This window comes from Staphylococcus simulans, from assembly GCF_025561465.1.
Lineage (GTDB): Bacteria > Bacillota > Bacilli > Staphylococcales > Staphylococcaceae > Staphylococcus > Staphylococcus simulans.
The window spans coordinates 2,435,623-2,457,058 of record NZ_CP095100.1; the positions used below are offsets into that span (position 1 = coordinate 2,435,623).

A 21,436-nucleotide genomic window follows, 5' to 3' on the forward strand; every position below is an offset into this window, starting at 1 on the left:
TATACTCTCTCAAATCCCGTATTTATCATTGTCTGAACCAAGGTGCATTCAATAATGTTCAAGATGTGCTCGCAGCAACCGCACACTCTCTGGACTTGAACCATTATCTACTAATCCTTAGTAGTAATTACTTTTAATAATAGGTGGTTTATGCTGAAAATTCAAGCAAGGTTACCCACTAAAATTATAGATATTTTTTCAAACGTTTTAATACCTTTTCTTTACCTAATACTTCCATTGTATTCGGTAATTCCGGTCCATGCATTTCGCCTGTTACCGCAACACGAATCGGCATAAATAATTGTTTACCTTTGATACCTGTTTCTTTTTGTACAGCTTTAATTGTTTTCTTAATTTCAGCCGCTTCAAATGGCTCTAATTCTTCTAGTTTGCCATATAAGTGTTCCATCAATTCAGGTACTTGTTCCCCATTGATAACTTCTTGTTCTTCTTCATTTAATGCAACTTCATCTCTGAAGAAAATTTCAGAAAGCGGTACGATTTCACCGGCATAACTCATTTCTTTTTGGTATAAACCAATTAACTTGCGACCCCAATCTAAATCTTCTTCTGAAGGTGATTCTGGAATCAACCCTGCATTGATTAAGTGAGGTAACGCTAATTCAAAGACAGTTTCTGAGTCTTTTTGTTTCATATATTGGTTGTTTACCCAAGCTAGTTTTTTCTTATCGAAGAATGCTGGTGATTTTTGTAAACGATTTTCATCGAATAATTTAATGAATTCTTCTTTAGAGAAGATTTCTTCTTCACCTTCTGGTGACCAACCAAGTAATGTGATGAAGTTGAACAATGCTTCTGGCAAGTAACCTAAGTCACGGTATTGCTCGATGAATTGTAAGATTTGGCCATCACGTTTACTTAATTTTTTACGTTGTTCGTTGACAATCAATGAAATATGTCCGAAACGTGGAGGTTCCCAACCGAATGCTTCATAAATCATTAATTGTTTTGGTGTATTTGATACATGGTCATCACCACGGATAACATCTGAGATTTCCATATAATGGTCATCTGCAGCTACCGCAAAGTTATAAGTCGGTACACCGTCTTTTTTCACAATAACCCAGTCGCCGATGTTATCAGATTCGAATGACACTTCACCTTTAACCATGTCATCAAATTTATACACTTTGCCTTTAGGCACACGGAAACGAATTGAAGGTTTGCGTCCTTCTGCTTCAAACGCTTCTTGTTCTTCTTTTGTTAAATGTGCGTGTTTACCACCATAACGAGGTGTTTCACCACGTGCGATTTGACCTTCACGTTCTGCTTCTAATTCTTCTTCAGTCATGTAACATTTATACGCTTTATCTTCTGCTAATAATTGTTCTACTAAAGGATCATAGAATTTACCACGTTCAGATTGACGATACGGACCATAACCTCCGTCTTTATCTACAGATTCATCCCAATCAAGACCTAACCATTTCAGGTTGCTGAATTGAGAAGATTCGCCGTCTTCTAAGTTACGTTTCTTATCCGTATCCTCAATACGTACGACAAAGTCCCCATCATAGTGTTTAGCAAATAAATAGTTGAATAGTGCTGTTCTAGCGTTTCCGATATGCAAATAACCAGTCGGACTTGGTGCATATCTGACTCTTACGCGTTCACTCATTATTTCGTTCACTCCTGTATTTTTAGATTATTGATTAAAGAAAGTTCGAGAACTCAACTATCTCTAATAATTCAGAGACAGTGATACTTCAGAATGTGCTTGATTATTCATGATAAACCAAGGTCAAAAGCAGTGATAAGACCTATCTGTTTGACTGACATAAATAGCCAGGCAGTTCTGTACCCATTCTTACTTATTGTAGCATTACAAGCCTTATTTGGTAAGCCCATTTGCTTACACGAATCAACTCTGTTTACCCTTCTGTTCCATGTGAAACAAGGGATGCTCACTGTTGAATTAATTTCGCAAAGACAATTCGTCCAGATGATGTTTGTAAAATACTAGTAATTTCAATTTTGACATGTTGGCCAACTAAGGATTTCGCATCATCAATGACTACCATAGTGCCATCTTCTAAATAGCCGACACCTTGTCCAGGTTCTTTACCCATCTTAGTAATTAATAAATTCATATGGTCGCCTTGGCGCACAGCTGGTTTTACCGCTTCAGACAAATCATTCACATTCAACACTTTAATACCTTGTACACGTGAAATCTTATTCAAGTTGAAATCGGTCGTAATTAAATCAGCTTTATATTTATGCGCAAGTTTAATCAATAGCGCATCGATATGATTATAAGACTTCTGCGGATGGACAATGCGAGAAGGATGATCTGCATCATGAATTTGGTTTAAAATATCCAAGCCACGTTGTCCTTTTTCTCTTTTCACACTATCTGTCGAGTCTGCGACCACTTGCAGTTCATTGATTACACCTTGTGGAATCAAAATCTCTCCATCTAGAAAGCCGCATTTGATTATCTCTAAAATCCGACCGTCAATGACTGCGCTCGTATCTAAAATTTTAGGGTTCGCACGTAAAGCATTCGTTGAGGCAGAACGTGCCATTTTCTCTGGTAAGAAAGCCAACATCTCATCACGTTTCTTCAAACCAAATTGAAAACCTAAATAACTTAAGAATACTGTAATGATAATAGGAAGAACATGAAGGAATAAAGATGATCCGATAATATTTAAAATAAATGCGATCATTACAGAAATAAAAAGTCCCATAATCAAACCTATGGCTGCAAAGAGGATTTCAATTGCGCTGTGTCGCATAATAAAACCTTCTAATTTACGCAAAGCTCTGGTGATTTTAGGAATCAACAAACCAAATAAAACAAAGAATATAATCATACCAATGATGCCAGCAATATATTTATTAGTCAGCCATACATAAGTATCTGCAAAACCTGTATCGCGCGCAATATCAGGTATGATTAATATCCCCAAACTGATACCTAAAATCATATAACTGATGATGACAATTGTCTTTACAATATTCATCTGATAGCCTCCTTTCTCTCTGTGGTATCAGCTTTTCATCAATGCAAAGTTCAGTGCTTCATGCACACTGGTTACACCGATAACTTGAATATTATCTGGGAAGTCCCAACCTCCTATATTGGTTTTAGGAATAATCACACGTTTGAAACCTAATTTCGCTGCTTCTTGAACACGTTGTTCAATACGTGAGACACGTCGTACTTCTCCTGTCAGACCTACTTCACCGACGAAACAATCCATGCCGTTGATAGGTTGGTCTTTAAAACTAGAAGCAACCGCTGCGATAATTGCTAAATCAACAGCTGGTTCTGTTAAACGCACGCCGCCTGCAACTTTGACATAAGCATCTTGTTGTTGCAGCAAGTAACTTTCTTTCTTCTCTAACACTGCCATTAATAAATTTAAGCGGTTATGATCGATACCAGTCGCCATACGTCTTGGGTTATTAAATGTTGTCGGTGTCACTAATGCTTGCACTTCAATTAATAAAGGACGTGTACCTTCCATTGTCGGAACAATTGTAGAGCCAGCTACATTCGTTGAACGTTCTTCTAAGAACATCTCTGAAGGGTTCTTAACTCCTTTCAAACCGCTATGTTTCATTTCGAAGATTCCCATTTCATTCGTTGAACCGAAACGGTTCTTCACTGCACGCAGAATTCTATATGCATGATGTTCGTCCCCTTCGAAATATAGTACCGTATCTACCATATGTTCTAATAAACGTGGACCTGCAATTTGTCCTTCTTTCGTCACATGACCGACGATAAAGGTTGCGATATTCATTTGTTTCGCAATCCCCATCAGAATTTGCGTACTTTCTCGTACTTGTGAGACAGAACCAGGCGCTGAACTGATTTCCGGATGATACACTGTTTGAATCGAGTCTACTACCACTAAGTCTGGTTGTGTTTGTTTAACAGCTTCTTTAATAACTTCTAAATCTGTTTCCGCAAAGACGTTTAATTGACTTGAATCTTCTTCTAAACGATCTGCTCGCAATTTCGTTTGATTCAGTGATTCCTCACCTGTAATATAAAGTACTTTTTTATTTTGAGATAACGCAGAACAAATTTGAAGTAATAATGTCGATTTACCAATACCAGGGTCCCCACCGATTAACACAAGCGAACCTTGGACAATACCGCCACCTAAGACACGATCAAATTCTCTCGAACTTGTATGGATACGCGGTGTAGATTCATGTTGGACATCATTTAACTTTGTTACTTTAGCTGTTTGTTCTCTTGTACGCATCCCTCTGCCACTTGGGGCTTCTTTTTGCGTCATAACTTCTTCCATTTGGTTCCAAGCACCACAATTCGGACATTTCCCCATCCATTTCGGTGATTGATAACCACATGCCATACATTCAAATGTCACTTTCTTTTTTGCCAAATTTACACCACCTATTTTTTCGTGAAAAACAAATCTATTTTACACCCTCTAGGGTTTAAAAGCTATCATTGATTCTTTCTTATTCTAAACCTGAAAACACATTTCATACAATCATCTAACTCTCATCTTTAACCACATCATACCAAATTTCTTTAAAACTACATATTATATTCTCTTTAAACTATCAAAATCACAATATATAAAAAGACTCCTTTTAAGCAGCCATGTTATAAATACTGCTTAAAAAGGAGTCTTGATCTATTTATCTGGTTTAACCATTACGTTTATTACGCTTTTGTTTTTGTTTCTTCAGTTTCTTTTGTTTGGCGATCATTGATTTTGTATTCAAATTTGTCGCCATTGTGATCCACAACTACGTCTTTACCTTCTAATTGGTTACCGTCTAGGATTAACTCACTTAAGTTATCCTCAACTGTTTTTTGAATTGCTCTGATAAGTGGACGTGCGCCATATTGAGGATCGTAACCTTCTTCTGCGATTTTTTCTTTCGCAGCTTCTGTCACTTCGATATTAATATCTTGTTCAGATAGACGATCAGTAAGGTTGCTGACCATTTTTGTTACGATTTCTTTCAATTCAGCTTTATCCAATTTGTGGAAGACAATAATATCATCAACACGGTTTAAGAATTCAGGACGGAATGCATTTTTCAATTCTTTCATCATTGTACTGCGAATTGTTTCGTAATCTGCACCTTCGTCGCTGCCGCCGCCGAAACCAGCAAAGCGTTGATCTTGTAATTCTTGTGCACCAACGTTTGAAGTCATGATAATGACTGTGTTACGGAAGTCTACACGACGACCTTTTGTATCAGTTAAGAAACCATCATCTAAGACTTGCAACATAATGTTGAAGACATCAGGATGTGCTTTTTCTACTTCGTCGAATAGAATAACTGAGTAAGGTTTACGTCTTACTTTTTCAGTCAATTGACCACCGTCATCATGACCTACATAGCCTGGAGGTGCTCCGACTAAACGGCTCACTGCGTGTTTTTCCATGAACTCACTCATGTCTACACGAATCATCGCATCTTCATCGCCGAACATTGATTCAGCTAATGCGCGTGCTAATTCTGTTTTACCTACACCTGTTGGTCCTAAGAAGATAAAGCTTCCGATTGGACGTTTAGGATCTTTCAAGCCTGCACGTGCACGACGTACTGCTTTACTGATAGATGTCACAGCATCTTTTTGACCGATGACACGTTTATGCAATGTGTCTTCTAAGTTCAACAGACGTTCTGATTCTGTTTCATTTAAGCGTGTTAATGGAATACCAGTCCAGCCCGCAATCACTTCAGCAATATCATTTTCTGTTAATGATGTGTTTGCGCCGCCTTGTTTGTTTTTCCATTCATTTTTCGCTTCTTCATATTGTTTTTCTAATTTTGTTTGTTTATCACGAAGGTTTGCAGCATTTTCGAACTCTTGTGAATGTACAGCTGCATCTTTTTCGTTTTTCACTTTTTCTATTTCTTGTTCAATTTCTTTTAAGTTTGAAGGAGTCGTATGACTTTTCAATCTTACTTTTGAACTTGCTTCATCGATTAAGTCGATTGCTTTGTCTGGTAAGAAACGATCTGAAACATAACGGTCACTTAAACGTGCTGCTGCTTCAACCGCTTCATCAGAAATATTGATACGGTGATGCGCTTCATAACGATCACGTAATCCTTTTAGGATTAAGATTGTATCTTCAACTGTCGGTTCATCCACTTGTACAGGTTGGAAACGACGTTCTAAAGCTGCATCTTTTTCAATGTGTTTACGGTATTCATCTAATGTTGTTGCACCGATAGCTTGTAATTCACCACGTGCAAGTGCTGGTTTTAAGATGTTAGATGCGTCAATGGCACCTTCAGCACCGCCTGCACCGATTAATGTGTGCAATTCGTCGATGAATAAGATAACGTTACCTGCTTGATGAATTTCTTCCATAACTTTTTTCAGTCTTTCTTCGAATTCACCACGGTATTTTGTACCGGCAACAACTGTACCCATGTCTAGAGACATCACACGTTTACCTTTTAATGTCTCAGGCACTTCATTATTTACAATAGCTTGTGCTAAGCCTTCAGCAATTGCTGTTTTACCTACACCAGGCTCACCGATTAACACTGGGTTGTTTTTAGTACGACGGCTTAATACTTCGATGACACGTGTGATTTCTTTATCACGGCCGACAACAGGATCTAATGTGCCATCTTTAGCAATCACTGTTAAGTCACGTGCTAAACCATCAAGTGTCGGTGTGTTGTTAGATTTTGCAGTTTGTGCATTTTTATTGCTCATTTCTGGACTGCCAAGTGCTTTGACAACTTGAGCACGCGCTTTAGTGATATTTAAATCTAAGTTTGCGAACACACGTGCAGCCACACCTTCATTTTCACGGATTAAACCAAGTAAAATGTGTTCTGTACCTACGAAATTATGGTGTAATTTACGTGCTTCATCCATTGAAAGTTCAATCACTTTTTTCGCTCTCGGTGTATAGTGCAATGTGCCGATGTGTTCTTGACCTTGACCAATTAATTTTTCTACTTCTGTAACAACAAGGTCTTCTGTGATACCGAAACTTTCTAATACTTTTGCGGCAATACCTTCTGGTTCTTTCATTAAACCAAGCAATAAGTGTTCAGTTCCGATATTTGAGTGATTCAAACGAATCGCTTCTTCTTGTGCATGTGCTAAGACACGTTGTGCACGTTCTGTTAATCTACCGAATAACATAGCAAAACCTCCTATTTTATATGTTCTCTAATAATATTTGCTCTTTGTTCTTTAATTGAAATTTGTTGTGCTTCGTCAATCAAGAATGGGGATTGAATCGCTACCATCATTTGATTGAAGTTGAATTCTGGTAAATCAATATAACCTAAATCAATACCTAACTTGACCTCACTGAGTCTCGTCGATGCTTCTTCCATAGACATTATGCGACTGTAGCGCAATAAACCAAGTGAGCGATAAATGCGATCTTGCATCTCAACTAAGTTATGATAATCCAGTTGTTTGCGAATCTGCATTTCCTCCGCAATAATTTGTTGGACGATTTCAGTTAACGTTTCAATAATTTGTTCCTCAGTTCTTCCCAAGGTTAATTGGTTTGAAACTTGATAGATGTGACCATAAACTTGAGAACCTTCTCCGAAAATACCGCGAATCGTAAAGCCGAAACGGTTAATAGTTTGAGCAATGCGATTCATACGCTTCATGATAGAAAGTCCTGGAAGGTGCAGCATCACGCTTGCACGCATTCCTGTACCAATATTCGTTGGACACGTTGTTAAATAACCTAAATCTTCATCAAAACTGATATCAAGTGCTCTATCTAATTGGTCATCTATTTCTGAAGCTTCTTGATAAAGTGCTTCTAAATCCATATCTGAACTCATGGTTTGAATTCTAATATGATCCTCTTCATTTACCATTATGCTTAATGATTCATCATCATTCAACAATACCGCTGAAGCCGGCTGTTCAATCAGTTCTTTACTGATCAGATGCTTCGCTACTAATTTTAATTTATCTGTATGCGTGATGGTCTGCATATTTAATACTTTTAAATCAGGCAGTGCATCTTGGACTTCATTAATGACTTTTTGTCCTTCTACATCTGAAGTAAACATTAAGGGATGAACATGATTGTTCAAGTTTCTCGCAAGTCGTATACGTGAAGACATCACGACCGGCGTTGTTTCATTCTGCTGCATCCAACTACTCATGTACATTGAATGTTCGCTCATGTGTTATCCCTCGCTTTCTTCTTGTAGTGCTTTAATTTCATCACGAACGACAGCCGCTTCTTCAAACGCTTGTTGTTCTATTAATTCTTGTAAATATTTATTTTTAGCTTCTATTTTTTTCTTTAATGCGAGTTTGTGCTGAGAGGAGACAGGCGTTTTACCGACATGTTCAAATTGTCCGCCTTGCACACGTCTGACAATATCTACAATATCCTCTTTAAAGGTAGTGTAACATTGTGCACACCCAAACTTCCCTTTATACGCAATATCTTTCATTGTCATATGGCAAGTAGGACACTTCTTCTCTTCTCTGACGCTTAAGTCTTCTAATTGAATACCATGCTTAGACGCCAAATGTTGAAGTATTTGTTTTATAACAAAAGAGCCTTCCATGTCATCTTGATTGTTCTGCCATGTAGGTTCCTCTTCATTACTTTGTGCTTTAATTCTATTGTGTTCTTGTGACTTAAGTGCGTTTGTTTTTGTTCCATGTGCAAATGTGTCAGCCATGTGCAGCCTCCTAACTATTAATAGTAATTAATGACCGGCAATAGCTGTTTCAATATGTTTGCGCGGACAATGTCCCTTGCAGCAACATCCATTCTTAACGTATCTCTATCTACCACTGCAAGCATCATTTTCGCTTCGCGTAATGTTATATATTGATTATCAAGCAATCCTTCGATCACATAATGTGCTTGTTGTTGAGAGATTGAATCGCCGATGATTTGTAAGAGGTGATCAATATAACCTTTCGTATCCTTGGTTTCAACCTTAGTGATTCGGATATAACCTCCACCACCGCGTTTACTTTCGATTTCATAACCGTGTTCATTGGTGAATCTTGTCTTAATTACATAATTAAGTTGAGAAGGCACACAGTCAAAACGTTGAGCAATATTCGCTCGTTGTATCTCAACAACATCTTTATTTGATTCTTCAAATAAATGCTTAATGTACTGTTCTATGATGTCGGACATATTATGCATGGATATCACCCCTTTTTTGACCTTCTTTGACTATATTATATGACCAACTTTGACCTTTTTCAACCAATATGATTTAAAAAATTTGCGACATCGTCAAAAATAGGATGTTCGAAAGCGCTTTTTTCCTGTATGATATTGGATGAAATAAAAAATAAAAGGATGAGAAATAACATGCATATACTTATTGCTTTAATAGGGATTGTCTTCTTCTTAGCCCTCGCACTTGTTGTTAGTTCTGACAAGAAAAACGTTAAGTGGCATTACGTTGGTATCTTGCTTGTGATTCAATTTATCTTCGCGTTTGTTCTCTTAAAAACAAATGCAGGAATCACAGTCATCGGCGGTATTGCGAAAGGCTTCGCCTATCTGTTATCAAAAGCTGCAGAAGGAGTTAACTTTGTATTTGGAGGCTTTAAATACGTCAATCCAGATCAACCGCCATTCTTCTTCAACGTATTATTACCGATTGTCTTCATTTCAGCAATTATCGGTATCTTACAATACACTAAGATTTTACCAATGATTATTAATGGTTTAGGTTTCTTGATCTCTAAAATCAACGGCATGGGTCGTTTAGAATCATATAACGCAGTTGCAGCTGCTATTTTAGGACAATCAGAAGTATTCATTTCATTGAAGAAACAATTACCATACATTCCGAAGCACCGTTTATATACATTAACTGCTTCAGCAATGTCGACAGTATCCGCTTCAATTATCGGTGCTTACTTCACACTGTTAGACCCTAAATATGTCGTAACAGCAATTGTATTAAACTTATTCGGTGGATTTATTATCGCTTCAATTATCAATCCATATACAGTTGATGAAAAAGACGACAAATTATTAGTAGAAGAAACAGGACAAAAACAATCTTTCTTCGAAATGTTAGGTGAATACATTTTAGACGGATTTAAAGTTGCGGTTATTGTAGGGGCAATGTTAATTGGTTATATCGCAATTATTGCTTTACTTAATGGCCTTGTCAGCGGTATCTTTACAGCTGTATCAGGCGGTTCAATTAAATGGGACTTCCAAACATTAATCGGATTTGTCTTTGCGCCATTCGCATTCCTAACAGGTATTCCTTGGGATGACGCAGTTAAAGCAGGTTCATTAATGGCTACAAAATTATTATCAAACGAATTCGTTGCGATGTTAGACTTAGGTAAAATGCATGGTTTATCAGAACGTGCAATCGGTATTACTTCTGTCTTCTTAGTATCATTCGCAAACTTCAGTTCTATCGGTATCATTTCTGGTGCCATCAAATCATTAAATGATGAAAAAGGTGACTTGGTTGCACGTTTCGGACTTAAATTACTATTCGGTGCAACACTTGTATCATTCATCTCTGCAGCTATCGCAGGTCTATTCATGTAAATCATATTTAAACGACTTCCGCAATCAGGGAGTCGTTTTTTCATATTGCATTCCAAACCACTTTCGTGTAAAGTAACACTTAATTATGGAGGTGTCATAATGAATATCGATGAATTTTGGGACAAATTCATAACTGAATATCCTATTTATCAAGACGCTTCTTATACCGCCTGGCAATTCGGTGTCGATGCTACAGACTTAGCTGAGTTAGTCTCACAAGGTATCAAAACTGCGACAACCAGCGGTTTAGCTTTCTACATTGAGGAAGAAGGACCTCTACCAAAAGTCAACGATTTGAGTATCGTTCTAGATGCGCAAGATCATCCTGTTTGTATTATTAAAAATACTAAAGTATATCAAGTCCCTTTCTGTGAAGTATCAGAAAAACACGCATATAAAGAAGGAGAAGGTTCTCGAACCTTAACATATTGGAGAAACGTCCATCGCGACTTTTTCATACCTGAATACGCAAGCATTAATCAAACTTTTGATGAAGATCAAATCATGGTCTGTGAAGAATTTGAATGTCTATTTACTAAATAAATAAAGCAGGTGAAATTATGGACTTAAATAAGATACAAATCAGTAAATTTCAAGCATCAGATACACAAGCAGTTGTAGATTTAATATGTCATACACTTAGAACGACCAACATCAAAGATGAACCGAAAGAAGCTATTGAAAGTTACGTAACAGAAACCACGCCTGAAAGCATTCAACATAAAGCAGAGCATATCAACTTCTATGTCTTTAAATTAAACAATCAATTAATCGGTACAGGTGCGATTGGTCCTTACTATGGCAGTGAAACAGAATCATGCTTCTTTTCTATTTTTGTTTCACCTGATTATCAAAAATTAGGTATAGGCAAACTGATTATGGATACTTTAGAAGATGACTATTATTATCATCGCGCAAAACGTCTCATTATCCCTGCTTCAATAACCGCAGTACAATTTTATCGAAAGCGCGGCTATGATTATATTAACCAAAACAGCACACCTGACCATGAAGGATTAATATACTTAGAAAAATTTCCAGACTAAAAAAACGAGCAACCGTTATGGCTGCTCGTTTTTTGAATGATTATACATTCGCTTTTTTACTTTCAGCAACAATATGTTCTATGAAGTACTGTGTTACTCGATAATCATCTGTTAATTCCGGGTGGAAAGAAACACCTAAATAATTACCTTCTTTAACGGCAACAATTTTGTCGCCGACTGTACTTAATACTTCTACATTGTCACTGTTTACTTTTTCAATATGCGGTGCTCTGATGAAGACCGCTTCAATATCCTCTGCGATACCTTTAATATCTAATTCAGACTCAAAGCTGTCCACTTGTCGCCCAAACGAATTACGTTCTACAGTGATATCTAATTTCTTCAAATACCCTTCTTCACCGACGATGTCTTGTGCTAAGACAATCAATCCGGCACATGTACCGAACATCGGTAAATCTGAGTTGACTAAAGCTTCTTTAAATCCATACAGATTCATCAAACGACGTAATGTCGTTGATTCACCTCCTGGTAAAATTAAGCCGTCGATTTCTTCTAATTGTTCAACACGTTTGATTGCGATACCTTCGTGGCCGCTGAGCTCAATGTGACGCAAATGTTCACGTACTGCGCCTTGTAGTGCGAGGACTCCGATTTTCATCTTACCAGCCACGCTCTTGCATACGTTCTTCTAATGAAAGTTGATTTACATCTAAGCCTCTCATTGCTTCACCAAGCTCTTGAGCTAATTTACCGATTAATTCGTAATCAGTGTAGTGTGTTGTTGCTTGAACAATTGCTTTTGCGAATTTTTCAGGGTCTTCTGATTTAAAGATACCTGAACCTACGAATACACCGTCAGCACCTAATTGCATCATTAACGCTGCGTCTTGAGGTGTCGCAACACCGCCTGCCGCAAAGTTAACTACTGGTAAACGACCATTGTCTTTAATTGATTTTAAGACTTCGTATGGTGCACCGATTTCTTTTGCGAATGTCATGATTTCATCATCTGGCATAACTGTTAATTTAGCCACTTCTGAATTCACTTGACGCATATGACGTACTGCTTCAACGATGTTACCAGTACCTGGTTCACCTTTCGTACGTAACATTGCTGCACCTTCACCGATACGACGTGCTGCTTCGCCTAAGTTACGGCAACCGCATACGAATGGTACAGTGTAGTCGCTTTTTAATAAATGATACTCTTCATCAGCAGGTGTTAATACTTCTGATTCATCGATGTAGTCTACACCCATTGCTTCTAACACACGTGCTTCTGTAATATGTCCGATACGGCATTTAGCCATAACTGGAATTGAAACAGCATCCATTACTTCTTGAACAATTTTAGGATTACATGCACGCGCAACACCACCAGCTGCTCTGATATCCGATGGTACACGTTCAAGCGCCATAACTGCTACTGCGCCTGCTTCTTCTGCAATTTTAGCTTGTTCTGCATTGACAACGTCCATGATTACGCCGCCTTTTTGCATTTCAGCCATTCCACGTTTTACTCGATCTGAGCCTACAATTTTAGACATTCTAAATACCCCTTTTCTCATTGATTAAATCCAGTGTAAAGGATAAACTGATAGTGTTAAAGGACCAATTTCGATAAATATTAGGAGGCCAGTTGAATGAAACAACCTTTATATATGCAGCTTTATCAAAAGTTGAAGGAACAAATCATTGAAGGCCAGTATCAATCTGGTGACCGTTTCCCTTCTAAACGCCGACTTGCTGAACATCATTCACTCAGTAATACAACAATTGAACATGCATACCAATACTTACTAGATGAAGGTTATATCTATTCAAAGCCGCGGTCAGGCTATTATGTATCAGATATTGAATCACTGCCAGTAGTCACAAAAGAATCTCCAACTGCAGTGATTCAACAAACTCAAAAAGAAACAACTACACGTTATCGCTTTGATTTGGCACGTATTGATACAGAACACTTTCCGTGGCAACAATTTCGTAAGTACGCGCGTGATGTCTTTGATGAATCTATGCCAGATATTTTACAGCCTGGAGATCAACAAGGTGAATTCAGATTAAGACAAGCCATCGCACATTATCTCTTTAATAGTCGCGGTGTGAATTGTCATCCCGAACAAATCATTATCGGTTCATCCACTGAACAGTTAATCAACCAAGTAACAGATATACTCACTGATCGTTCTTACATCATTGAATATCCAAGCTATCCACCTATTAAGCAAGTGTTGGATAAAAAAGAATTGGCTTATAAACAAGTCCCTGTTACTAAAAAAGGAATTGAGATGTCACAAGTCTTCAATTCCAATCGCCAAGTGGTATATGTGACTCCCTCGCATCAATTCCCGACTGGCTATGTGATGAACTTAAAGACCCGTACACAACTCATCAACTGGGCCCAACAACATAAAGACCGTTTCATTATCGAGGATGATTATGATTCAGAGTTCCGCTATTTCAGTAAACCGATTCCTGCACTTCAAAGTTTAGATAAGACAGGAAAGGTTATTTATATCAGTACCTTTTCTAAATCATTATTCCCAAGTTGCCGTATTGCGTTTATGGTGTTGCCTAAAGCACTGATGAAAAATTATCACGATTTACCTAACAAAGAAGGTAATACAGTCCCTGCCCCAATGCAGTATACAGTAGCGCAATTTATGGAAAACGGTTCATTTGATCGCCATTTGAATAAAATGCGTAAAGTTTATCGCCATAAGCTGACTTATATCTTAGAAGCTTTAAAGCCCTATCAAAATCAACTCATGATTGAAGGTGCCACAACGGGTATGCATTTCACATTAACAGTTCAAAACGGCATGCATTTAGATAAGGTGTTACAACGTGCGAAACAAAATCATGTCAAACTCATCCCATTAATCAATTATATGAAGAAAGAGAATTATGATGTTACAGCACCGAAATTTATTATCGGGTTCGGGGGGATTCCAGATAATGAACTAGAAGCACATACTAGTGTATTGATTCAAACACTGACAAAATGACTTAAAGGAGAAAAACAATATGTCTGACGTTCAATTAGTCCCATATGATTCTAAATATGATCAAGACCTTGAGAAGTTTACAATTGCTGAAGCAGAAAGTGCTTTTGCGCTCTTACCCTTTGCGGCTCTTGAAGATTTAGCACCTGGAGAATATCCTGTCGTTGTTTTACATCAACAACATCCAGTTGGCTTTATGAGGCTGAATCAAAATGATGAAGGTGCATCCTTAGCACTAAATTCAAATGCTGTCTTAGTAAAATCTTTCTCTATTACGGAACGTATGCAAGGCCAAGGTCTAGCACAAGCAGCTTTGGCACAATTACCTGACTATGTGCGTACTCATTTTCCAAATACTGATGAAATCGTACTTTCAGTTAATTTTAAAAATCCTAAAGCCATCCATGTCTATCAAAAACTTGGCTATATCGATACTAAACGTATATTAGAAGGTCCAGCTGGTCCGCAACATGTGATGTCTTATCAATTTTAAATATGTCACCTTTTTATAAAACATTATATAGTGCATTGACGCTATTTAAAGGTTCACGTATAATCGAGTCCATATTTGCGAATTTTCGGAGGTGTCATTTTGAAGAAATATCCTATTGCGATATGGATGCTTGCGATCGGCGCATTTGCGATTGGAATGACAGAATTTGTCATCATGGGCTTACTACCCAATATCGCACGTGATTTCCATGTGACGGTCAGTCAAGCTGGTCAATTAATTACAGGCTATGCCTTAGGTGTCGCAATTGGCGGACCTATTTTGGTTATGATAACCATCAAACTTAATCGAAAATATTTATTAATGCTTTTAATGGCTATTTTCATTATTGGTAACTTAGCTTCATCATTCAGCACAAGTTACGGCTTCATGATGACAGCTAGAATTATCACTTCACTTGCGCATGGTTCTTTCTTTGGAATCGGATCTATTTTAGCCGCAAGTATGGTACAACCGCAATATCGCGCAAGTGCCATGGCGTTGATGTTCATGGGACTATCTTTAAGTAATATTTTAGGTGTACCTTTTGGAACTTTAATCGGTCAACAATTCGGATGGGCAATGACTTTTGTGATTATAGCTATTATCGGAATATTAGCGTTGATTGGTATTATGATTTTTGTTCCTAATCAAAAAGAGCGTCAAGCTTCATCTGTATTAGACGAATTGAAAATCTTAAAAGAAAAGCGTTTATGGTTAACGCTCGCAGTAACCCTGTTTGGTTTCAGCAGTGTCTTTGCGTATTTTACTTACATTTCATCAGTATTAATAGATGTCACACATATTAAAGAAAATCTCATTTCCTTTATGTTGATTATCTTTGGTGTGGGTGTCACGCTAGGTAACTTAATCGGTGGTAAACTTGCGGATTGGAATTTGAATAAGGCGTTACAATTAATTTTCACAGTCTTCATCCTCTATTTTGGAATTCTGTATTTCATGCAGTTCAATGGACTTGTAATGGTACTTGGCGTCTTTTTATTTGGAGTTATCGGATTTAGTATGAGTCCCTCTCTTCAATATAAGAGCACATTGATTTCACAAGATGCGCCTACGTTAGCCAGTACATTGAATCAATCTGCCTTCAACTTAGGCAATGCGTTAGGTGCGTTTGTAGGTGGTTTAGTTATCACACACTTACCTGTAGCCTCATTAAGTTTAATTGCACCTTTGCTTACACTAATCGGTTTGATGTTCTTATTAATATCTATTTATGTCGAAAAACAACATTCATCTATTACTTCATAAACATAATCGCCCACTCTGTGTACCATTAAATACAGAGCGGGCGATTTATTTATTCATACCATTATATAGGCATAAAAAAAGAGACCCTTTACAGGATCTCGTGTTTGCCTGGCAACGTCCTACTCTTGCGGAACGTAAGTCCGACTACCATCGGCGCTAAAGAGCTTAACTTCTGTGTTCGGCATGGGAACAGGTGTGACCTCTTTGCCATTGTCGCCAGACAATGGAATGTATTATACATTCAAAACTAGATAGTAAGTAAATTTCAATTCGACCAATCAAAACTTGAAATTGATTAAGTCTTCGATCGATTAGTATTCGTCAGCTCCACATATCGCTATGCTTCCACCCCGAACCTATTAACCTCATCATCTTTGAGGGATCTTATAACCGAAGTTGGGAAATCTCATCTTGAGGGGGGCTTCATGCTTAGATGCTTTCAGCACTTATCCCGTCCATACATAGCTACCCAGCTATGCCGTTGGCACGACAACTGGTACACCAGAGGTATGTCCATCCCGGTCCTCTCGTACTAAGGACAGCTCCTCTCAAATTTCCTACGCCCACGACGGATAGGGACCGAACTGTCTCACGACGTTCTGAACCCAGCTCGCGTACCGCTTTAATGGGCGAACAGCCCAACCCTTGGGACCGACTACAGCCCCAGGATGCGATGAGCCGACATCGAGGTGCCAAACCTCCCCGTCGATGTGAACTCTTGGGGGAGATAAGCCTGTTATCCCCGGGGTAGCTTTTATCCGTTGAGCGATGGCCCTTCCATGCGGAACCACCGGATCACTAAGTCCGTCTTTCGACCCTGCTCGACTTGTAGGTCTCGCAGTCAAGCTCCCTTATGCCTTTACACTCTATGAATGATTTCCAACCATTCTGAGGGAACCTTTGAGCGCCTCCGTTACACTTTAGGAGGCGACCGCCCCAGTCAAACTGCCCGCCTGACACTGTCTCCCGCCATGATCAATGGCGCGGGTTAGAAATCCAACACAGCTAGGGTAGTATCCCACCAGCGCCTCCACGTAAGCTGGCGCTCACGCTTCTAAGGCTCCTACCTATCCTGTACAAGCTGTGCCGAATTTCAATATCAGGCTACAGTAAAGCTCCACGGGGTCTTTCCGTCCTGTCGCGGGTAACCTGCATCTTCACAGGTACTATGATTTCACCGAGTCTCTCGTTGAGACAGTGCCCAAATCGTTACGCCTTTCGTGCGGGTCGGAACTTACCCGACAAGGAATTTCGCTACCTTAGGACCGTTATAGTTACGGCCGCCGTTTACTGGGGCTTCGATTCGTAGCTTCGCAGAAGCTAACCACTCCTCTTAACCTTCCAGCACCGGGCAGGCGTCAGCCCCTATACATCACCTTACGGTTTAGCAGAGACCTGTGTTTTTGATAAACAGTCGCTTGGGCCTATTCACTGCGGCTCTTCAGAGCGTGAACCCTAAAGAGCACCCCTTCTCCCGAAGTTACGGGGTCATTTTGCCGAGTTCCTTAACGAGAGTTCTCTCGCTCACCTTAGAATTCTCATCTTGACTACCTGTGTCGGTTTGCGGTACGGGCACCAGTTATCTAGCTAGAGGCTTTTCTCGACAGTGTGAAATCAACGACTCGAGGAAAACATGTTTCCTCTCCCCATCACAGCTCAACCTTGAGAATGGCGGATTTGCCTACCATTCAGTCTCACTGCTTAGACGTGCACTCCAACAGCACGCTTCGCCTATCCTACTGTGTCCCCCCATCGCTTAAAACGATAAATGGTGGTACAGGAATATCAACCTGTTATCCATCGTCTACGCCTGTCGGCCTCGACTTAGGACCCGACTAACCCAGAGCGGACGAGCCTTCCTCTGGAAACCTTAGTCAATCGGTGGATGGGATTCTCACCCATCTTTCGCTACTCACACCGGCATTCTCACTTCTAAGCGCTCCACATGTCCTTGCGATCATGCTTCGACGCACTTAGAACGCTCTCCTACCATTGTCCTACGGACAATCCACAGCTTCGGTAATATGTTTAGCCCCGGTACATTTTCGGCGCAGTGTCACTCGACTAGTGAGCTATTACGCACTCTTTAAATGATGGCTGCTTCTAAGCCAACATCCTAGTTGTCTGGGCAATACCACATCCTTTGCCACTTAACATATATTTTGGGACCTTAGCTGGTGGTCTGGGCTGTTTCCCTTTCGAACATGGACCTTATCACCCACGTTCTGACTCCCAAGTTAAATTGATTGGCATTCGGAGTTTGTCTGAATTCGGTAACCCGAGAGGGGCCCCTCGTCCAAACAGTGCTCTACCTCCAACAATCATCACTTGAGGCTAGCCCTAAAGCTATTTCGGAGAGAACCAGCTATCTCCAGGTTCGATTGGAATTTCTCCGCTACCCTCAGTTCATCCGCTCACTTTTCAACGTAAGTCGGTTCGGTCCTCCATTCAGTGTTACCTGAACTTCAACCTGACCAAGGGTAGATCACCTGGTTTCGGGTCTACGACCAAATACTCAACGCCCTGTTCAGACTCGCTTTCGCTGCGGCTCCGCATTTGCTGCTTAACCTTGCATCAGATCGTAACTCGCCGGTTCATTCTACAAAAGGCACGCCATCACCCATTAACGGGCTCTGACTACTTGTAAGCACACGGTTTCAAGTTCTCTTTCACTCCCCTTCCGGGGTACTTTTCACCTTTCCCTCACGGTACTGGTTCACTATCGGTCACTAGAGAGTATTTAGCCTTGGGAGATGGTCCTCCCGGATTCCGACGGAATTCCACGTGCTCCGTCGTACTCAGGATCCACTCAAGAGAGAATAAACTTTCGACTACAGGACTTTTACCTTCTCTGGTTCAACTTTCCAGGTGATTCGTCTAATTTATTCCTTTGTAACTCCGTATAGAGTGTCCTACAACCCCAATGAGCAAGCTCATTGGTTTGGGCTCTTCCCGTTTCGCTCGCCGCTACTCAGGGAATCGATTTTTCTTTCTCTTCCTGCGGGTACTAAGATGTTTCAGTTCTCCGCGTCTGCCTTCGGACATGCTATGTATTCACATGTCGATAACACAACATAACTTGTGCTGGGTTCCCCCATTCGGAAATCTCTGGATCAACGCTTACTTACAGCTACCCAAAGCATATCGTCGTTAGTAACGTCCTTCATCGGCTTCTAGTGCCAAGGCATCCACCGTGCGCCCTTAATAACTTAATCACGTTATTAATATTGTGAGTAATCGCTTGCCGTCGGCAATTGATTACTAGCGATTCATTTAAATGAATAAAGCTTTTAAAACTCTAATTCACTCGGTTTTGCTTGGTAAAATCTATTTTTACTTACTTATCTAGTTTTCAATGTACAATCTTTGAATGTTTCAAATAAACATTCAAAACTGAATACAATATGTCACGTTATTCCGTTTCAGTTTCCTGCGAAACTGTTCCGAATAATATCCTTAGAAAGGAGGTGATCCAGCCGCACCTTCCGATACGGCTACCTTGTTACGACTTCACCCCAATCATTTGTCCCACCTTCGACGGCTAGTTCCTAAAAGGTTACTCCACCGGCTTCGGGTGTTACAAACTCTCGTGGTGTGACGGGCGGTGTGTACAAGACCCGAGAACGTATTCACCGTAGCATGCTGATCTACGATTACTAGCGATTCCAGCTTCATGTAGTCGAGTTGCAGACTACAATCCGAACTGAGAACGGCTTTATGGGATTTGCTTGACCTCGCGGGTTCGCTGCCCTTTGTACCGTCCATTGTAGCACGTGTGTAGCCCAAATCATAAGGGGCATGATGATTTGACGTCATCCCCACCTTCCTCCGGTTTGTCACCGGCAGTCAACTTAGAGTGCCCAACTTAATGCTGGCAACTAAGCTTAAGGGTTGCGCTCGTTGCGGGACTTAACCCAACATCTCACGACACGAGCTGACGACAACCATGCACCACCTGTCACTTTGTCCCCCGAAGGGGAAGGCTCTATCTCTAGAGTTGTCAAAGGATGTCAAGATTTGGTAAGGTTCTTCGCGTTGCTTCGAATTAAACCACATGCTCCACCGCTTGTGCGGGTCCCCGTCAATTCCTTTGAGTTTCAGCCTTGCGGCCGTACTCCCCAGGCGGAGTGCTTAATGCGTTAGCTGCAGCACTAAGGGGCGGAAACCCCCTAACACTTAGCACTCATCGTTTACGGCGTGGACTACCAGGGTATCTAATCCTGTTTGATCCCCACGCTTTCGCACATCAGCGTCAGTTGCAGACCAGAAAGTCGCCTTCGCCACTGGTGTTCCTCCATATCTCTGCGCATTTCACCGCTACACATGGAATTCCACTTTCCTCTTCTGCACTCAAGTTTTCCAGTTTCCAATGACCCTCCACGGTTGAGCCGTGGGCTTTCACATCAGACTTAAAAAACCGCCTACGCGCGCTTTACGCCCAATAATTCCGGATAACGCTTGCCACCTACGTATTACCGCGGCTGCTGGCACGTAGTTAGCCGTGGCTTTCTGATTAGGTACCGTCAAGGGATGCACAGTTACTTACATCCTTGTTCTTCCCTAATAACAGAGTTTTACGATCCGAAGACCTTCATCACTCACGCGGCGTTGCTCCGTCAGGCTTTCGCCCATTGCGGAAGATTCCCTACTGCTGCCTCCCGTAGGAGTCTGGACCGTGTCTCAGTTCCAGTGTGGCCGATCACCCTCTCAGGTCGGCTACGTATCGTTGCCTTGGTAAGCCGTTACCTTACCAACTAGCTAATACGCCGCGGGTCCATCTATAAGTGACAGCAAAACCGTCTTTCATCATGAAACCATGCGGTTTCATGTGTTATCCGGTATTAGCCCCGGTTTCCCGGAGTTATCCCAGTCTTATAGGTAGGTTACCCACGTGTTACTCACCCGTCCGCCGCTAACGTCAGAGGAGCAAGCTCCTCGTCTGTTCGCTCGACTTGCATGTATTAGGCACGCCGCCAGCGTTCATCCTGAGCCAGGATCAAACTCTCCATAATAATTTATGATGTTTGACTAGCTCATAAAAACTAATTGTTTTAAAACGTCCTTAGGACGTTTGTTAATTTGGAATTAACGTTGACATATTGTCATTCAGTTTTCAATGTTCATTTAAAATAA

Annotated in this window: 14 protein-coding genes, 3 rRNA genes and 1 pseudogene; 6 read left to right on the top strand and 12 right to left on the bottom strand. The window is 40.3% G+C overall.

Annotated features, from left to right (window positions below; genetic code table 11):
- Positions 1-184: 184 nt before the first annotated feature.
- The 7 genes and pseudogenes from gltX to MUA87_RS11575 all read right to left on the bottom strand — a co-directional run bounded on the left by gltX (position 185) and on the right by MUA87_RS11575 (position 9,146).
- A complete protein-coding gene (gltX, locus tag MUA87_RS11545) occupies positions 185-1,639 on the bottom strand; it encodes a glutamate--tRNA ligase (protein WP_002481317.1) in 1,455 nt (484 codons plus the stop codon).
- Positions 1,640-1,925: 286 nt separating this feature from the next.
- A complete protein-coding gene (locus MUA87_RS11550) occupies positions 1,926-2,990 on the bottom strand; it encodes a PIN/TRAM domain-containing protein (protein WP_002481316.1) in 1,065 nt (354 codons plus the stop codon).
- A gap of 27 nt (positions 2,991-3,017) precedes the next feature.
- Positions 3,018-4,388, bottom strand: coding sequence for a DNA repair protein RadA (gene radA, locus MUA87_RS11555; RefSeq protein ID WP_002481315.1), 1,371 nt, complete (start codon positions 4,386-4,388; stop codon positions 3,018-3,020).
- Between the two features lie 287 nt (positions 4,389-4,675).
- Positions 4,676-7,141, bottom strand: a complete 2,466-nt coding sequence (locus MUA87_RS11560; RefSeq protein ID WP_023016302.1) for an ATP-dependent Clp protease ATP-binding subunit — start codon at positions 7,139-7,141, stop codon at positions 4,676-4,678.
- Positions 7,142-7,152: 11 nt separating this feature from the next.
- Positions 7,153-8,157: a protein arginine kinase gene (locus MUA87_RS11565; RefSeq protein WP_002481313.1), complete on the bottom strand. Its 1,005-nt coding sequence runs from the start codon at positions 8,155-8,157 to the stop codon at positions 7,153-7,155.
- Positions 8,158-8,160: 3 nt separating this feature from the next.
- Positions 8,161-8,565 (bottom strand): annotated as a pseudogene (locus tag MUA87_RS11570) (UvrB/UvrC motif-containing protein); the annotation flags it as partial.
- Between the two features lie 119 nt (positions 8,566-8,684).
- Positions 8,685-9,146 (bottom strand): CtsR family transcriptional regulator, encoded by a 462-nt coding sequence (locus MUA87_RS11575; RefSeq protein ID WP_023016300.1) that lies wholly within the window; start codon positions 9,144-9,146, stop codon positions 8,685-8,687.
- 171 nt (positions 9,147-9,317) lie between these two features.
- Here MUA87_RS11575 and MUA87_RS11580 point away from each other — a divergent pair, with 171 nt between their 5' ends.
- The 3 genes from MUA87_RS11580 (at position 9,318) to MUA87_RS11590 (ending at position 11,575) form a co-directional block, all read left to right on the top strand.
- Positions 9,318-10,529, top strand: a complete 1,212-nt coding sequence (locus tag MUA87_RS11580; RefSeq protein WP_002481310.1) for a NupC/NupG family nucleoside CNT transporter — start codon at positions 9,318-9,320, stop codon at positions 10,527-10,529.
- Between the two features lie 99 nt (positions 10,530-10,628).
- Entirely contained in the window at positions 10,629-11,072 is a 444-nt protein-coding gene (locus MUA87_RS11585; protein WP_057510397.1) for an ASCH domain-containing protein, read from the top strand.
- Between the two features lie 17 nt (positions 11,073-11,089).
- The gene (locus MUA87_RS11590; protein ID WP_023016298.1) at positions 11,090-11,575 is read left to right on the top strand and encodes a GNAT family N-acetyltransferase; all 486 of its coding nucleotides are present in this window, start codon (positions 11,090-11,092) and stop codon (positions 11,573-11,575) included.
- 40 nt (positions 11,576-11,615) lie between these two features.
- On the opposite strand, the gene pdxT is transcribed toward MUA87_RS11590, so the two are convergent.
- Together pdxT and pdxS are read right to left on the bottom strand one after the other, a co-directional pair.
- A complete protein-coding gene (gene pdxT / locus MUA87_RS11595) occupies positions 11,616-12,194 on the bottom strand; it encodes a pyridoxal 5'-phosphate synthase glutaminase subunit PdxT (protein ID WP_002481307.1) in 579 nt (192 codons plus the stop codon).
- A 1-nt stretch (position 12,195) separates the two neighbouring features.
- Positions 12,196-13,083: a pyridoxal 5'-phosphate synthase lyase subunit PdxS gene (pdxS, locus tag MUA87_RS11600; protein WP_002481306.1), complete on the bottom strand. Its 888-nt coding sequence runs from the start codon at positions 13,081-13,083 to the stop codon at positions 12,196-12,198.
- Positions 13,084-13,179: 96 nt separating this feature from the next.
- Here pdxS and pdxR point away from each other — a divergent pair, with 96 nt between their 5' ends.
- From pdxR to MUA87_RS11615, 3 genes are all read left to right on the top strand, one after another.
- The gene (pdxR, locus tag MUA87_RS11605) at positions 13,180-14,547 is read left to right on the top strand and encodes a MocR-like pyridoxine biosynthesis transcription factor PdxR (protein WP_262550856.1); all 1,368 of its coding nucleotides are present in this window, start codon (positions 13,180-13,182) and stop codon (positions 14,545-14,547) included.
- Between the two features lie 19 nt (positions 14,548-14,566).
- Entirely contained in the window at positions 14,567-15,037 is a 471-nt protein-coding gene (locus MUA87_RS11610) for a GNAT family N-acetyltransferase (protein WP_057510395.1), read from the top strand.
- A gap of 99 nt (positions 15,038-15,136) precedes the next feature.
- On the top strand, positions 15,137-16,303 hold the full coding sequence (locus MUA87_RS11615) for an MFS transporter (RefSeq protein ID WP_233666520.1): 1,167 nt from the start codon (positions 15,137-15,139) through the stop codon (positions 16,301-16,303).
- 106 nt (positions 16,304-16,409) lie between these two features.
- Here the strand turns inward: MUA87_RS11615 and rrf are convergent.
- From rrf to MUA87_RS11630, 3 genes are all read right to left on the bottom strand, one after another.
- Positions 16,410-16,524, bottom strand: a 5S ribosomal RNA gene (gene rrf / locus MUA87_RS11620).
- Between the two features lie 70 nt (positions 16,525-16,594).
- Positions 16,595-19,518, bottom strand: a 23S ribosomal RNA gene (locus tag MUA87_RS11625).
- Between the two features lie 245 nt (positions 19,519-19,763).
- Positions 19,764-21,315: ribosomal RNA gene (locus MUA87_RS11630) — 16S ribosomal RNA — on the bottom strand.
- Together the 16S, 23S and 5S rRNA genes form the textbook arrangement of a ribosomal RNA operon.
- Positions 21,316-21,436 lie beyond the last annotated feature (121 nt).

Coding starts and splice junctions, on each gene's coding strand:
- MUA87_RS11580 (WP_002481310.1), top strand. CDS start 9,318: ATGCATATACTTATTGCTTTAATAGGGATTGTCTTCTTCTTAGCCCTC.
- pdxS (WP_002481306.1), bottom strand. CDS start 13,083: ATGTCTAAAATTGTAGGCTCAGATCGAGTAAAACGTGGAATGGCTGAA.
- MUA87_RS11560 (WP_023016302.1), bottom strand. CDS start 7,141: ATGTTATTCGGTAGATTAACAGAACGTGCACAACGTGTCTTAGCACAT.
- pdxT (WP_002481307.1), bottom strand. CDS start 12,194: ATGAAAATCGGAGTCCTCGCACTACAAGGCGCAGTACGTGAACATTTG.
- MUA87_RS11565 (WP_002481313.1), bottom strand. CDS start 8,157: ATGAGCGAACATTCAATGTACATGAGTAGTTGGATGCAGCAGAATGAA.
- gltX (WP_002481317.1), bottom strand. CDS start 1,639: ATGAGTGAACGCGTAAGAGTCAGATATGCACCAAGTCCGACTGGTTAT.
- MUA87_RS11550 (WP_002481316.1), bottom strand. CDS start 2,990: ATGAATATTGTAAAGACAATTGTCATCATCAGTTATATGATTTTAGGT.
- MUA87_RS11610 (WP_057510395.1), top strand. CDS start 14,567: ATGTCTGACGTTCAATTAGTCCCATATGATTCTAAATATGATCAAGAC.
- MUA87_RS11590 (WP_023016298.1), top strand. CDS start 11,090: ATGGACTTAAATAAGATACAAATCAGTAAATTTCAAGCATCAGATACA.
- MUA87_RS11575 (WP_023016300.1), bottom strand. CDS start 9,146: ATGCATAATATGTCCGACATCATAGAACAGTACATTAAGCATTTATTT.
- pdxR (WP_262550856.1), top strand. CDS start 13,180: ATGAAACAACCTTTATATATGCAGCTTTATCAAAAGTTGAAGGAACAA.
- MUA87_RS11585 (WP_057510397.1), top strand. CDS start 10,629: ATGAATATCGATGAATTTTGGGACAAATTCATAACTGAATATCCTATT.